Source organism: Siccibacter colletis, assembly GCF_000696575.1.
In the GTDB taxonomy this organism is placed as follows: domain Bacteria; phylum Pseudomonadota; class Gammaproteobacteria; order Enterobacterales; family Enterobacteriaceae; genus Siccibacter; species Siccibacter colletis.
Genome location: NZ_JMSQ01000026.1, coordinates 82374 through 96631, shown reverse-complemented (window position 1 = coordinate 96631; position 14258 = coordinate 82374). Strand labels below are relative to the sequence as shown.

14 protein-coding genes are annotated in these 14258 nt (G+C 58.0%); 3 read left to right on the top strand and 11 right to left on the bottom strand.

Translation table 11 applies throughout. The features are described from left to right. Positions 1-51: 51 nt before the first annotated feature. The 4 genes from nusB to nrdR form a co-directional block, all read right to left on the bottom strand. The gene (nusB, locus tag ET34_RS0117590; RefSeq protein WP_031524259.1) at positions 52-471 is read right to left on the bottom strand and encodes a transcription antitermination factor NusB; all 420 of its coding nucleotides are present in this window, start codon (positions 469-471) and stop codon (positions 52-54) included. A gap of 19 nt (positions 472-490) precedes the next feature. Next, positions 491-961 carry a 6,7-dimethyl-8-ribityllumazine synthase gene (gene ribH, locus ET34_RS0117585; RefSeq protein WP_031524257.1) on the bottom strand — a complete coding sequence of 157 codons (471 nt, stop codon included), beginning with the start codon at positions 959-961 and terminating at the stop codon, positions 491-493. A gap of 91 nt (positions 962-1052) precedes the next feature. Further along, positions 1053-2156: a bifunctional diaminohydroxyphosphoribosylaminopyrimidine deaminase/5-amino-6-(5-phosphoribosylamino)uracil reductase RibD gene (gene ribD / locus ET34_RS0117580; protein WP_031524255.1), complete on the bottom strand. Its 1104-nt coding sequence runs from the start codon at positions 2154-2156 to the stop codon at positions 1053-1055. Between the two features lie 5 nt (positions 2157-2161). Further along, the gene (gene nrdR / locus ET34_RS0117575) at positions 2162-2611 is read right to left on the bottom strand and encodes a transcriptional regulator NrdR (RefSeq protein WP_031524253.1); all 450 of its coding nucleotides are present in this window, start codon (positions 2609-2611) and stop codon (positions 2162-2164) included. 150 nt (positions 2612-2761) lie between these two features. On the opposite strand from nrdR, the gene ET34_RS0117570 reads away from it, so the two are divergent. Both ET34_RS0117570 and ET34_RS0117565 read left to right on the top strand, forming a co-directional pair. After that, positions 2762-3301 carry a SadB/YajI family lipoprotein gene (locus ET34_RS0117570; protein ID WP_031524251.1) on the top strand — a complete coding sequence of 180 codons (540 nt, stop codon included), beginning with the start codon at positions 2762-2764 and terminating at the stop codon, positions 3299-3301. A 323-nt stretch (positions 3302-3624) separates the two neighbouring features. Beyond that, on the top strand, positions 3625-4509 hold the full coding sequence (locus ET34_RS0117565) for a nucleoside-specific channel-forming protein Tsx (RefSeq protein ID WP_031524249.1): 885 nt from the start codon (positions 3625-3627) through the stop codon (positions 4507-4509). Between the two features lie 166 nt (positions 4510-4675). On the opposite strand, the gene secF is transcribed toward ET34_RS0117565, so the two are convergent. The 5 genes from secF to queA form a co-directional block, all read right to left on the bottom strand. Next, complete coding sequence (gene secF, locus ET34_RS0117560) at positions 4676-5647, bottom strand: protein translocase subunit SecF (RefSeq protein WP_031524247.1); 972 nt, start codon at positions 5645-5647, stop codon at positions 4676-4678. 10 nt (positions 5648-5657) lie between these two features. Then, positions 5658-7505, bottom strand: coding sequence for a protein translocase subunit SecD (gene secD, locus ET34_RS0117555; RefSeq protein ID WP_072002061.1), 1848 nt, complete (start codon positions 7503-7505; stop codon positions 5658-5660). 24 nt (positions 7506-7529) lie between these two features. Further along, a complete protein-coding gene (gene yajC / locus ET34_RS0117550; RefSeq protein ID WP_024550835.1) occupies positions 7530-7862 on the bottom strand; it encodes a preprotein translocase subunit YajC in 333 nt (110 codons plus the stop codon). Between the two features lie 21 nt (positions 7863-7883). Then, positions 7884-9011: a tRNA guanosine(34) transglycosylase Tgt gene (tgt, locus tag ET34_RS0117545; RefSeq protein ID WP_031524243.1), complete on the bottom strand. Its 1128-nt coding sequence runs from the start codon at positions 9009-9011 to the stop codon at positions 7884-7886. A 79-nt stretch (positions 9012-9090) separates the two neighbouring features. Beyond that, complete coding sequence (queA, locus tag ET34_RS0117540) at positions 9091-10161, bottom strand: tRNA preQ1(34) S-adenosylmethionine ribosyltransferase-isomerase QueA (protein WP_031524241.1); 1071 nt, start codon at positions 10159-10161, stop codon at positions 9091-9093. A gap of 93 nt (positions 10162-10254) precedes the next feature. Between queA and acpH the strand changes: the two genes are divergently transcribed. Then, the gene (gene acpH, locus ET34_RS0117535; protein WP_031524239.1) at positions 10255-10836 is read left to right on the top strand and encodes an ACP phosphodiesterase; all 582 of its coding nucleotides are present in this window, start codon (positions 10255-10257) and stop codon (positions 10834-10836) included. Here acpH and malZ read toward each other — a convergent pair. Together malZ and proY are read right to left on the bottom strand one after the other, a co-directional pair. Beyond that, the gene (gene malZ / locus ET34_RS0117530; protein WP_031524237.1) at positions 10833-12650 is read right to left on the bottom strand and encodes a maltodextrin glucosidase; all 1818 of its coding nucleotides are present in this window, start codon (positions 12648-12650) and stop codon (positions 10833-10835) included. The two genes, acpH and malZ, sit on opposite strands and share 4 nt — an antisense overlap. Positions 12651-12809: 159 nt before the next feature. Then, positions 12810-14183 (bottom strand): proline-specific permease ProY, encoded by a 1374-nt coding sequence (proY, locus tag ET34_RS0117525; RefSeq protein WP_031524235.1) that lies wholly within the window; start codon positions 14181-14183, stop codon positions 12810-12812. Between the last annotated feature and the right edge of the window lie 75 nt (positions 14184-14258).

Sequence of the window (14258 nt, the reverse complement as noted above, 5' to 3'; positions counted from 1 at the left end):
GTAATGCCTCAGCAGGAGTAAAGAAGAAGGCCGGCGTAACCGGCCTGGAGATTATTTTTTGTGGGGGCGGATCTGCGGAGCGGCTTTGTCGAGCACGCCGTTGACGAACTTATGGCTGTCTTCTGCGCCGAACGTTTTCGCCAGCTCAATGCCTTCGTTGATGGCCACTTTGTACGGCACATCGTCACGGCGGGAGAGTTCGAACAGCGAAATGCGCAGCACCGCTCTCTCGACCTGGCCCAGCTCTTCCAGCTGGCGCGACAGGTACGGCGCCATCAGGCCGTCGAGATATGCGCTGTTAGTCGCCACTCCGGTCAGCAGTTCACGGAAGTAGTTAACGTCAACATCGCTGACGTCCTGTTCCGCCAGGAACTGATATTCAACATCAGCGATGTCGTTTTTGGATAACTGCCAGGAGTAGAGTGCCTGGACGGCACACTCGCGGGCACGGCGACGAGCAGCAGGTTTCACGGATTTCCCCTTACAAAAATCAGGCCTTGATGGCTTTCAATACATTGATCATTTCAAGCGCGGTCAGTGCAGCTTCTGCACCTTTGTTACCGGCTTTGGTGCCAGCGCGTTCGATGGCTTGTTCGATGCTTTCGGTGGTCAGGACGCCAAACGCAACCGGAATACCGGTTGTCTGGGCAACGCCTGCCAGACCATTGCTGGCCCCACCGGCGACATATTCAAAGTGCGCAGTACCGCCACGGATCACCGTGCCGAGCGCGATGACCGCGTCGTACTTGTCGGTTTTCGCCAGCGCTTCCGCAGCCAGCGGCAGCTCGTAAGCGCCTGGCACCCACACCACGGTGATATTTTCATCTTTAACCTGGCCGATACGCTTGAGCGCATCGATAGCACCTTCCAGCAGGCTGTCGTTGATGAAGTTGTTAAAACGCGCGATGGTGATGGCGACGCGAGCGTCCGGAGCGGCAACGTTGGCTTCAATAATGTTCATACTTTTCCTTAATGGGGTTCTGGCCCCCACATACAGGGGGGCGGATTTTACCACAAACTTAATGACGCTGCTTACGTTTTACTGCCTGGTATCAGGCGTGCGTCAAATGGAGACAGAGGTCAGGACCAACCTGGCGTATCTCGCTGAATTTCAATGCCGGCGCGTCCGCCAGGCGCTCAAGGCCCGGCAGGCGGAACAGGCCGCGGGCGTCATCGCCGAGCAGTTTCGGCGCGACGTAGACAATAAGCTCATCCACCAGCCCAGCCTGCAGCAGTGCACCCGCAAGCGTTGCACCCGCCTCAACCCACAGGCTGTTTATCTGACGTTTGCCAAGCTGCATCATCATCAGCACCAGATCCAGCTGGCCGTTATGCTCGGGCACGACAAACTGCTCTACCCCGTCCGGCCAGACCTGCTGGTCAGCGTGGGGGCGTGCAAGCCAGGTTTCACCCGGCTGGTTAACGATGCGGTGAGCCGGCGTAACGCGATGCTTGCTGTCAATAACGATGCGCAGCGGCTGGCGCAGTTCGCGCTCGGGATAACGCTGCTGCGTCTCTTCGCCCAGCTCGTTCCAGCGCACGGTAAGCGCCGGATCGTCTGCCAGTACGGTGGTACTGCTGGTAAGGATAGCGTGACTTTGCGCGCGTAGACGCTGAACATCACGACGTGACGCCGGAGAGGTGATCCACTGGCTCTCGCCGCTCGCCATCGCGGTGCGCCCGTCAAGCGAAGCCCCCATTTTCAACTGGATCCACGGAAAACCGGTGCGCATGCGCTTGAGGAAGCCGCGGTTCAGCGCTTCGGCGTCATTCATCATCACGCCGTGGCTGACCTCAATGCCCGCCTGCTGCAGACGGTAAAGCCCGCGCCCGGCGACCTGCGGATTTGGGTCCTGCATCGCAGCAACCACGCGCGCGACCCCCGCGTCAATCAACGCGTCGCAGCAGGGCGGCGTGCGGCCATGATGGCTGCAGGGTTCCAGCGTGACGTAAGCCGTGGCACCACGGGCTTTTTCGCCCGCCATGCGCAGGGCATGTACTTCGGCATGGGGTTCACCGGCGCGATAGTGGAAGCCCTCCCCGACTATCTCGCCGTCGCGCACAATGACGCAGCCAACGCGCGGATTAGGATGAGTGGTGAATATGCCCTGCCCGGCCAGGCGCAGCGCCCGCGCCATATAGACTTCGTCGTGCATCGCCATCAGTCCTGCAACCTCGCGATCTCCTCGCCAAATTCGCGAATATCTTCGAAGCTGCGATAAACGGAAGCGAAACGGATATAGGCGACCTTATCGAGCTTTTTAAGCTGCTCCATCACCAGGTTGCCAATCATTTTGCTGGGGATCTCCCGCTCGCCGGTGGCGCGCAGGTGGGATTTGATGTGGTTGAGCGCCATTTCGACATCGTCGGCGCTCACGGGGCGTTTCTCCAGCGCTTTCAGCATCCCGCTGCGCAGCTTGTCTTCATTAAACGGCTCGCGCACATCGTTGCTTTTTACGACGCGCGGCATTACCAGCTCCGCCACTTCGAATGTGGTAAAGCGCTCGTTGCAGACCAGGCACTGGCGACGGCGTCTGACCGACGAACCTTCACCAACCAGACGGGAATCAATCACTTTCGTGTCTACAGCGAAACAGAATGGGCAATGCATAGCGCGTCCTGAAGAAGAGATAAACTGATGTCTAGTGTAACCCGAAGTGGCGGGACGACAAAGACGAAGCGTTTTGAGACAAAGGATCTATCCACCTCGTTTAACCGCGGTCTACTCTGTTAATAGCCTGATAAATGAAGGAAACCGATAATGGCAAAACGTTACGTGAAACTCTTGATGGTCGGCAGCCTGCTGTCGCTCACCGCCTGCGCACAGCAAAGCGAAGTCCGCCAGATGCATAATGAGGTGAAAACCCTCAATCACGAGATGACGAAACTTACCGAGCAGACCGTGAAGCTGACGCAGCAGAACGCCCTGAACAAGCGCTCTACGTCTGGCGTTTACCTGCTGCCCGGCGCGAAAACTCCGGCGCGCCTCAACAGCCAGATCGGCATGCTGCGCATGTCGCTGCAGGATATCGCAGCCGACGGCAACGGTACCCGGGCTAATCTGAAGATCAGCGGTGAGTCTAACGAGCCGTTACCGGCGTTCACCGCCACGGTGGAGTGGGGCCAGATCCAGGGCACCACGGAAAATTTCCAGGAAGTGAACGTGCAGAACACCCTGGTCAGCGCCCCGGCCAGCACCCTGGCACCGAGCGACGTCCTGTTGCCACTCTCTATGCCAAATATCACGCCCGATCAGCTGGGCTTCGTGCGTATTCACGACATCCAGCCGCTGGCGCAGTAATAATACCGGGGGGCGTTCCCGCGCCGCCCGTCTGGACACGCTTTTTCATCTTTTCTGACCCTTCGACACATCCCTTTCCGAACGCGTCATAAGCGGACGATCTCGACTGAGACTTGCGTTACGCGTCAATCTCCGTACAATCCGTGCCGTTCAATGTACGCAAACGTGAACGCAATCGATTACGTGCGTAAGAAGAATGTGAAACAACACATATTTTTGTGAGCAAGGATTTCTATAATAGTCGCGCGTCAAACAACTGTAGCGGTTGTGGTTGCACTCAGGTTCCTTATTCCCTTTTGGGATTTCTAATCAGTGGCATAAATATGAAAAAAATCGTCTTAGCCGCCGGCGCAGCGCTGGCTCTCTCCGGATCGTTCTCTGCCAGCGCAGCGGATACTAAAAACAACGACTACGTTTCTGACTGGTGGCACCAGAGCGTCAACGTGGTGGCCAGTGCCGACACCCGTTTTGGACCGCAGCTGCGCAACGATACCTATCTGGAATATGAAGCGTTTGCCAAAAAGGACTGGTTCGATTTCTACGGCTACATTGATGCGCCGAAATTCTTCGGTGGCGACTCCACCTCACGTGGTATCTGGGATCATGGCTCCCCGCTGTTTATGGAGATCGAACCACGTTTCTCTATCGACAAGCTGACCGGCACCAGCCTGGCGTTTGGGCCGTTCAAAGAGTGGTACTTCGCCAACAACTACATCTACGACATGGGTCGCAACCAGGCTAACCGCCAGAGCACCTGGTATATGGGTCTGGGTACCGATATTGAAACCGGTCTGCCGATGAGCCTGTCGATGAACGTATACGCCAAATACCAGTGGCAGAACTACGGCGCGTCCAATGAGAACGAGTGGGACGGCTATCGCTTCAAGGTGAAATACTTTGTGCCGCTGACCCAGCTGTGGGGCGGCAACCTGAGCTATATCGGTTTCACCAACTTCGACTGGGGCTCCGATCTGGGTGATGACAACCATCTTGATGTTAATGGCCGTCACGCGCGCACCAGCAACTCCATCGCTTCCAGCCACATCCTGTCGCTGAACTACGACCACTGGCACTACTCTGCCGTGGCGCGTTACTTCCATAACGGCGGCCAGTGGAATGACGATGCCGAGCTGAACTTTGGTAACGGTAACTTCAACGTGAAATCTAACGGTTTCGGTTACTACCTGGTTGTGGGTTACAACTTCTGATAGCGTTGCCATACAGAGAAAAGCCGGTCGGTTGACCGGCTTTTTTATTGCCTGAAACTTGCCGCAGCACCCACCTTTGGATACTGAATAGTGCCGCAGGAGTCAGAGGCCAGGCGAAAAAAAAACCGCAGCCGGAGGGCTACGGTTTTTACTGGCTCAACAGCGATTAAGGCAGAATCGACGGCTGATCCGCCCCTTCCTTCTCAACCTTCTGCTGCAGCAGATGCTCACGCTTCATACCCAGCTTCAGCGCCAGTGCGGAAGCCACGTAGATAGACGACGCCGTACCGATGGAAACCCCGATCAGCATGGTCAGCGAGAAGCCCTGCAGCATCGCGCCACCGAAGAGGTAGAGCATCAGGATCACCACGAGGGTGGTACCGGATGTGATCAACGTCCTCTGCAGCGTCTGGGTCAGCGACACGTTAAAGATTTCGTAAGGCGTTCCGCGGCGGATCTTGCGGAAGTTTTCACGAATACGGTCGGATACCACGATGCTGTCGTTCAGCGAGTAACCGATGACCGACATCAGGGAGGCGACAATAGTAAGATCGACTTCGATCTGGAACAGCGACAGCACGCCCATGGTGATCACCACGTCGTGCGCCAGGGCGATAACCACCCCGGCCGCCAGACGCCACTCAAAGCGGAAACCGACGTATACCAGAATGGAGATCAGCGCCACCAGCAGTGCCATCGCACCGTTAGTAGCCAGATCGGCACCCACGCTCGGGCCGACAAACTCAATACGTTTCACCGCAGCATTTTGGTTGGTTGCTTCATTAATGACGCTAACCACCTTGCTGCCCAGCGCCTGACCGCCAGTGGCGCCCTCAGCAGGCGGCATGCGCACCATGATGTCGCGGCTGCTACCGAAGTTCTGCAGCAGCGGCTCTTCAAAGCCCGCTTTCTCCAGCGACTGACGCATCAGATCCATATCCGCTGGTTTCTCCAGCGAAATTTCAATGACTGTACCGCCGGTAAAGTCGAGGCCCCAGTTGAAGCCGCGCACGCCGATGATGACAATCGCCGCGATCAACAGCAGACCGGAGATGCCAAAGGCCCAGTAGTCCCAGCGCATAAAGTCATAGACTTTACGGCCGTGGTTCAATTGTTCAACAGTATATTCCTGTGCCACAACGCACTCCTCAGATAGACAGCTTTTTGACGCGTTTGCCGCCGTACAGCAGGTTTACGATGGCACGGGTACCGACGATTGCTGTGAACATTGACGTCGCGACGCCAATACCGGTGGTGATTGCAAACCCTTTAATCGCACCGGTACCAACGGCGTACAGGATGATGACTTTAATCAGGGTGGTGATGTTCGCATCGAAGATCGAGCTGAACGCGCCCTTATACCCTTCATCAATCGCCTGCTGTACTGAACGCCCGTTCTTAAGCTCTTCCTTAATACGTTCGTTGATCAGTACGTTCGCATCCACCGCAACCGCAAGGGTTAACACGATACCCGCAATACCCGGCATGGTGAGCGTGGCCCCCGGCAGCAGCGACATGATGCCGACAATCAGCACCAGGTTCGCGATAAGCGCGGTGGTCGCGATCATGCCGAACTTCTTGTAGAAGAAGAGCATGAAGATGATGGATACAGCCAGACCGGCGAGGCAGGCTTCCAGACCCTGCTGGATGTTCTGAGAACCCAGGGTTGGCCCGATAGTACGCTCTTCCACGATCTGAATCGGTGCAATCAGCGCACCCGCACGCAGCAGCAGCGACAGCTGACGCGCTTCGTTCGGGTTATCGATACCGGTGATACGGAAGCTGTTGCCAAGACGCGACTGAATGTTCGCGATGTTGATTACCTCTTCCTGCTTCACCAGCACGGAACGGCCATTGGCATCTTTCTTCCCGCTGTCCTTGTACTCCACAAAGAGCGTCGCCATCGGTTTATTGATGTTGTCTTTGGTGAAGTTAGACATGATGTTACCGCCCGCGCCGTCCAGTGAAATGTTCACCTGCGGCTGGTTGTACTCATCCATGCTGGACGTGGAATCCGTGATGTGGTCACCGGTGAGGATCACGCGCTTGTACAGCACAACCGGCTGGCCTTCGCGGGTTTTCTTCACTTCGGAGTCGCCCGGTACGCGGCCGGCAGAGGCAGCGCTGGCATCAACATTGGTGTTAACCAGACGGAACTCCAGCGTCGCGGTAGCGCCCAGAATCTCTTTGGCGCGCGCGGTGTCCTGAATACCCGGCAGTTCAACCACGATGCGGTCTGCACCCTGACGCTGGACCAGCGGCTCGGCAACGCCCAGCTGGTTTACACGGTTACGCAGAATAGTGATGTTCTGCTGTACCGCGTATTCACGCGCTTCGGACAGGCGGGCATCGGACATGACAACGCGAATACCGTTGCTGCCGTCGTTGCTGATGACCAGATCCTGATGGCGGCTGCGCAGCCAGGAGGCACCCGCGTCACGGGCATCGCCGTCGCGGAACACGATGTTCACACCGTAGTTGTCGATTTTACGAACCGTGGTGTAAGGAATGGACTTTTCGCGCAGGTCGCTGCGCAGGGTGTCGATGTTCTGTTCCTGAAGCTTGCCAAGCGCGGTATCCATATCCACTTCCATCAGGAAGTGAACGCCGCCGCGCAGGTCAAGACCCAGCTTCATCGGTTCGGCAGCGAGTGCGCTTAACCAGCGCGGCGTAGCCGGTGCAAGGTTAAGTGCCACCACGTAGTCTTCGCCAAGCGTGCTAAGCAGCGCTTCACGGGCGCGTAGCTGAGTGTCGGTCGAGTCGAAACGCGCAAGAATAGCGCCTTCTTCCAGCGCCAGAGACTTAGCGGTGATTTTTTGTTCTTTTAAGGTGTTCTGGACCTGATTCAGCGTTTGCTCACTGGCGGCGCCACCGCGCGCGCCAGTGATTTGAACAGCCGGATCCTCACCATACAGGTTGGGAAGCGCGTAAAGCAGGCCGACGATTAGCACGACGACCAGCATGATGTACTTCCACAAAGGATAACGGTTTAACACGGCAGTTGCCTTTGATAATGGGAATTACAGCGCCTTCATCGTACCTTTCGGCAGAACGGCAGCAACGAAATCACGTTTGATAACCACTTCAGTGGTGTCGTTCAGCGCGATAGCAATGTAGCCGTTGTCGGTTACTTTGGTCACGCGTCCAACCAGACCGCCGTTGGTCAGCACTTCATCGCCTTTCGCGATGGAGTCCATCAGCTTTTTATGCTCTTTGGTGCGTTTTTGCTGCGGGCGCAGGATCATGAAATAGAAAATCAGACCGAAAACAACCAGCATCAGGATCAGAGACATCGGGCTGCCCTGTGATGGCGCGCCAGCTGCTGCTACCGCATCAGAAATGAAAAAGCTCATTAAAATTCCCTCATTATTAAATTAATCAACGTTCAAAGGTGGAACCGGTCTACCCTGGCGTTGGTAAAACTCCGTGACGAAGTGCTCTAATTTACCTTCTTCAATAGCCTTGCGTAAACCAGCCATTAAGCGCTGATAGTGACGCAGGTTGTGAATGGTATTGAGCCGCGCGCCCAGTATTTCGTTGCAACGGTCAAGATGATGCAAGTAAGCGAGCGAATAATTGCGACACGTATAGCAATCACACTCGGGATCGAGCGGACCGGTATCGCTTTTGTATTTCGCATTGCGGATTTTTACGACGCCAGTGGTCACAAACAGGTGGCCGTTACGCGCGTTGCGGGTCGGCATGACGCAGTCGAACATATCGATACCGCGGCGCACCCCTTCCACCAGATCTTCCGGTTTCCCCACACCCATCAGGTATCGCGGTTTGTCAGCCGGGATTTGCGGGCAGACGTGCTCGAGAATGCGGTGCATGTCTTCTTTCGGTTCCCCAACCGCCAGACCGCCGACAGCGTAGCCATCAAAGCCTATCTCTACCAGACCTTTCACGGAGATATCGCGTAAATCTTCGTAAACACTGCCCTGGATAATACCGAACAGCGCATTTTTATTGCCAAGCGAATCAAAGCGATCGCGGCTGCGTTGCGCCCAGCGCAGCGACATTTCCATCGAGCGCTTCGCGTAATCCCAGTCTGCCGGGTACGGCGTGCACTCATCGAAGATCATCACGATGTCGGAGCCGAGATCGTACTGAATCTCCATGGATTTTTCCGGATCGAGGAAGATCGGATCGCCGTTAATCGGGTTGCGGAAGTGCACGCCCGCTTCGGTGATCTTGCGGATGTCGCCGAGGCTGAACACCTGGAAGCCGCCGGAGTCAGTGAGGATTGGCCCTTTCCACTGCATGAAATCGTGCAGGTCGCCGTGCAGCTTCATGATCTCCTGACCAGGACGCAGCCAGAGGTGGAAGGTGTTGCCGAGGATAATCTGCGCGCCGGTGGCTTCAACTTCTTCCGGCGTCATGCCTTTCACGGTGCCGTAAGTCCCTACAGGCATAAAGGCCGGGGTTTCAACCACGCCGCGCTCAAACACGAGGCGACCGCGGCGCGCGCGGCCGTCGGTAGTATCTAATTCAAATTTCACAATTTTCTCCACATCAGAGAAACAGTCTGATGATTAAGGCACAGGCGCCGTCGGAATGGCTCCGGCGGTGCAGAATGGATTAAGCGCCCGGGCGCTCGTTTATCGCTGCCGGATTGTACGTGATAAACATCGCATCACCGTAACTAAAAAAGCGATATTGGGCCTCGACGGCCTCGCGGTAGGCATTCATGGTGTGCTGATAGCCAGCAAAGGCAGACACCAGCATGATGAGCGTTGATTCCGGCAGATGGAAATTGGTGACCAGCGCATCGATCACGCGGTACTGATAACCCGGATAGATAAAGATTTTGGTATCGCCGAAGAACGGCGCGATCATCGCGTCCTGCGCCGCCTGGGCCGCGCTCTCCAGCGAACGCACTGAGGTGGTGCCTACGGCGATCACCCGGTTACCGCGCGCTTTGGCCCCCAGCACCGCATCCACAACCTCCTGCGGCACTTCGGCGTATTCGGCGTGCATGATGTGGTCTTCAATGCTGTCGACGCGCACCGGCTGGAAGGTGCCGGCCCCGACGTGCAGCGTGACGAACGCCATCTCAATGCCTTTTTCGCGCAGCTTTTCCAGCAGCGGCTCGTCAAAGTGCAGCCCGGCGGTAGGCGCAGCAACGGCCCCCGGTTTCTGGCTGTAGACGGTCTGGTACAGTTCGCGGTCGGCATCTTCATCCGGGCGCTCAATGTACGGCGGCAGCGGCATATGGCCGATGTCGTTAAGAATATCCAGCACCGGACGCGCATCGTTAAAGGCAATTTCGAACAGCGCATCGTGGCGCGCCACCATGGTGGCCTGGATGCTTTCGTCGTCGCCCAGCAGCAGTTCCGCACCCGGCTTCGGCGCTTTTGACGCGCGAACGTGTGCCAGAATACGCTTATCGTCCAGCATGCGCTCTACCAGCACTTCAATCTTGCCGCCGCTGACCTTGCGGCCAAACAGGCGCGCCGGGATCACGCGGGTATTATTGAACACCAGCAGATCGCCGGGGTTGAGTTTGTCGAGCAGATCCGTGAAAGTGCCATGTTCAAGCTGCCCTGTCGGCCCATCGAGCGACAATAATCGGCAGGCGCTACGCTGCGCTTGCGGGTAATGGGCGATAAGTGAATCGGGTAACTCAAAAGCAAAATCTGAAACGCGCATGGCTGGAACTCGTGAGGACAAAACAGGCGGCCTAGTCTAGTGCTGGTGCGCTTTTGCTGCAACCCTAAGGCTGTTTACGGATATGATTAACGCATGAACTTTCTCGCACACCTGCATCTGGCGCATCTGGCGCAAAGCTCGCTGCTCGGCAATTTGCTCGCCGACTTCGTGCGCGGCAATCCTGACACGCTGTTTACCGCGGATATCGTCGCGGGCATCCACATGCACCGCCGCATTGATGTCCTGACCGACAATCTGCCGCAGGTTAAGGAGGCACGCGAGTGGTTCCGCCCGGAAACCCGCCGCGTCGCCCCGATTACCCTTGACGTGATGTGGGACCATTTCCTGTCGCGCCACTGGGCGCAGCTGTCGCCGTCCCAGCCGCTGGCGGCGTTTATTGCCCACGCGCAGGGCAGCATTGTGCCGCATCTGCCGGACACGCCGCCGCGCTTCATCAATCTAAACGATCACCTCTGGTCAGAGCGCTGGATGGAGCGCTACGCCGACATGGCTTTTATTCAGAACGTGCTCAACGGCATGGCGAACCGGCGTCCACGTCTCGATGCCCTGCGCGACTCCTGGCACGATCTTGACCGCCACTACGACGCGCTGGAAAAACAGTTCTGGCAGTTCTACCCCACCATGATGGAGCAGGCCCGCCAGAAAGCGCTCTAGCGGCTGCGCCACACCGTGGCCGATATCGCGGGCAGCGCGAGGTTCGCTTCCTGCAGCTCGCCTTCACCCTCCAGCCGCTGCCATTCGCGTCCGTCCGTCAGCGGCGACGGCGGCAGCGTCACGTGCTGAGCCTCGCCCCGGTTGATAGCCACCAGCACCCGCTCACCCTCCAGCACGCGAACAAAGATAACCACATCGCCTTCAGCATACTGCACGCAACAGCCGCCGCGCCGCAGCGCCGGGCTGCGCTTGCGCAGGGCCGCCATGCGCTGATACAGCGCCAGCAGGGTCTGGTCCTGCTGCTCCGCCCGCCAGGGATAGGGTTTACGGCAGAACGGATCGTTATTGCCGTCCAGTCCCACCTCATCGCCATAGTAGATGCACGGCACGCCGGGCCAGCTGAACAGCCACACCACCGCCAGCGGCAGACGCGCCACGTCTTTGCCGAGCAGCGTTTTAAAGCGCGCGGTATCGTGACTGTCGAGCTGGTTGAACATGCGCAGCTGCTGCTGGTGCGACAGCCCGGCGCGGTACTGCTCCATCCAGGCGATACAGGTTTGGGCATCGAGCTGCTGCGGGTCGTAAGCGATGTCGGTATTCGCCAGGAATCCCCACAGCGGAAGGGTAAAGCCGCGGTAGTTCATCGCCGCGTCTTCGGCATCGGCCTGCAGCCAGGCGCGGGCATCACCGAAATGCTCCCCGAACACAAACGCCTGCGGGTTTTCCGCCTTCGCTGCCTGACGAATAGCGGCAACGTGTTCGCGATTGTTTTTCGCGCCGCCCTCTTCCCCCAGCATATGCACCACGTCCAGCCGCCAGCCATCCATTGACCAGGGCGCTTTCAGCCAGTGGCGCACGATGCTGTTCTCGCCGCCGTAGATTTCCGCTTTAAGCCCGGCGGAGCGAAAGTCGAGCTTCGGCAGGCTGGCATAGCCGAGCCAGTCCAGCGCCTTGCCCTCCTCCGAGAACTGATACCAGTCGCGCCACGGCGAGTCAGGGTGATGACAGGCGCCCTGCCCGGTCTGCTGATGACGGTCAAACCACGGGTGGGAATCCCCGGTGTGGTTGAACACGCCGTCGAGGATCAGCCGCATCCCGCGCTGACGGGTGTTTTCGCGCAGGCGCAGCAGCGCCGCATCGCCGCCAAGTTGCGGATCGACGTGGCGGTAATCGGCGGTGTCGTACTTATGCACGCTCGGGGCTACGAAAACCGGATTGAGATAGAGGGCGGTGACGCCAAGTTTTGCCAGCCAGGGGAGCTTTTCGCTGATGCCGTCCAGGTCGCCGCCGTAGAAGGTGGACCCGCCCGCCTCGGCGGTCAGAGGGTCGTCCCATTCACGGCGCACAATGTCGTTCCCGACGGAGTGGTGATAGTAGACCGCGTCCTGCTCGGGGCGGCGCTGGCTGCCGCGCGCGAAGCGGTCCGGGAAGATCTGGTAGAACACCTGATCTGCCACCCACTCCGGCCCGCTGTCCGGCAGGTCGATGGCAAACTGCTCAAGGCTGGCGGGCGGAAATTTTGCCAGCCCCTGTGGGGTAAACCACATCTGCCGGTCAGGCCACAGCAGCTTAAAGCTGTAGCGGCGGCGCGGCTGGCCGCTGCTGAGATCGACGTTTCCGCGCCAGGCCGTAATGCCCGGCGGCGTAGCACCGCGCACGCGGGTCATGCGCAGCGCGGTCTCTTCGTTATCAAGCTCGTAGCGCAGCATTACCCGCTCCGGCAGCGCGTCTCCCGCCAGCCAGAGGGTGATCAGTAAGCTCTCCTGCTGCTGCTTTACAAACGGCGCAACCGGCAGATGCCAGGCATTCAACATAGCGTTTCTCCCTCATATTTATCGCCGCCACCTTGCCATAACGCGCGTGTGTCGCCCTCCTCACTGCGTGCGGATTACGGGGAGGAGACGCGGGGCGGAGGTCGTCTGTGAGCGTAGAGGGAAAACAAAAACCCCGCCAGCGCGGCGGGGTTGAAGTGGTCAGCGGACGAGCGCTTTTTTCCTGTCGTGGCGGCGTTTGAACACCCAGCCCACCAGCAGCAGCGCAATCCAGGCAAAGCCCACGTACAGCGAGATGCGGGTTTCCGGGTGGTAGCCAATCAGACCAATAATAAACACCAGGAACAGCAGCCCGACTACGGTAGTGGCTACGCCGCCCGGCACTTTGAAGGTCAACGCTTTTACCTCTTCCGGCGGCAGGCGCTTACGGAAGGCAATCTGCGACAGCAGGATCATGATCCACACCCATACCGTGGCGAAGGTCGCCAACGAGGCGATCACCAGGAAGACGTTCTCCGGCATGATGTAGTTGAGCCAGGCTGCGAACAGCAGCGCCACGGTCATCACCAGCACCGTCACCCACGGAATGCCCTTACTGGAGGTTTTCGCAAACATCTTCGGCGCGCTGCCCTGCTCTGCCATACCGTGCAGCATACGTCCAACGCCGAACACGTCGCTGTTGATTGCCGACAGCGACGCGGTGAGCACCACAAAGTTGAGAATGCTGGCCGCAAAGGTAATGCCCAGATGCTGGAAGGTGAGCACGAACGGGCTGCCGTTGGTGCCAACCTGGTTCCACGGATAGATGGACATGATGACGAACAGCGTCCCGACATAGAACACCAGAATGCGCATCGGCACGGAGTTAATCGCGCGCGGAATCGATTTCTGCGGATCTTTCGCTTCCCCGGCGGTGATGCCGATAATTTCAATCCCGCCATAGGCGAACATCACCATCTGCAGCGACATCACCATGCCGAGCCAGCCGTTGCTGAAGAATCCGCCGTTGCTCCACAGATTACTGATGCCGGTGGGCTGACCGCCGTTACCGATGCCCCAGATAATGATGCCGATACCGGCGGCGATCATGATGATGATGGTGGCGACCTTGAAGAACGAGAACCAGAACTCCAGCTCGCCGAACACCTTCACGCTCATCAGGTTAACCGCGCAGATGATCATCACCACGCTCAGCACCCAGATCCAGTGCGGCACCGTCGGGAACCAGACGCTCATATAGATGCCAAACGCCGTGACGTCGGCAATGGCGACAATCAGTATTTCGAAGCAGTAGGTCCAGCCGGTGATGTACCCCGCCAGCGGCCCGAGGTTCTCCTGGGCATAGCGTGAAAACGAGCTGGCCGCCGGGTTATGGACCGACATCTCGCCCAGCGCGCGCATAATAATGTACGCCGCCACGCCGCCAATGATGTAGGCCAGCAGCACGCTCGGCCCGGCCATTTTGATGGCGTCCGCCGAACCATAAAAAAGCCCGGTGCCGATCGCCGAGCCTAACGCCATAAAGCGGATGTGCCTTGTGCTCAAACCGCGTTTAAGCGAGTTCACCTTTTCCATCTTTTCTTTACCACCCAACACAATAAAAAAACCACGGAGCGACGGCCCCGTGGTTAGACATAATACTGCAAAGAC

Excerpts from the sequence above, each read along its gene's own strand:
- ribD (WP_031524255.1), bottom strand. The coding sequence starts at position 2,156 with ATGCACGACGAAGTCTATATGGCGCGGGCGCTGCGCCTGGCCGGGCAG.
- ET34_RS0117565 (WP_031524249.1), top strand. The coding sequence starts at position 3,625 with ATGAAAAAAATCGTCTTAGCCGCCGGCGCAGCGCTGGCTCTCTCCGGA.
- nrdR (WP_031524253.1), bottom strand. The coding sequence starts at position 2,611 with ATGCATTGCCCATTCTGTTTCGCTGTAGACACGAAAGTGATTGATTCC.
- acpH (WP_031524239.1), top strand. The coding sequence starts at position 10,255 with ATGAACTTTCTCGCACACCTGCATCTGGCGCATCTGGCGCAAAGCTCG.
- queA (WP_031524241.1), bottom strand. The coding sequence starts at position 10,161 with ATGCGCGTTTCAGATTTTGCTTTTGAGTTACCCGATTCACTTATCGCC.
- ET34_RS0117570 (WP_031524251.1), top strand. The coding sequence starts at position 2,762 with ATGGCAAAACGTTACGTGAAACTCTTGATGGTCGGCAGCCTGCTGTCG.
- yajC (WP_024550835.1), bottom strand. The coding sequence starts at position 7,862 with ATGAGCTTTTTCATTTCTGATGCGGTAGCAGCAGCTGGCGCGCCATCA.
- ribH (WP_031524257.1), bottom strand. The coding sequence starts at position 961 with ATGAACATTATTGAAGCCAACGTTGCCGCTCCGGACGCTCGCGTCGCC.
- malZ (WP_031524237.1), bottom strand. The coding sequence starts at position 12,650 with ATGTTGAATGCCTGGCATCTGCCGGTTGCGCCGTTTGTAAAGCAGCAG.
- proY (WP_031524235.1), bottom strand. The coding sequence starts at position 14,183 with ATGGAAAAGGTGAACTCGCTTAAACGCGGTTTGAGCACAAGGCACATC.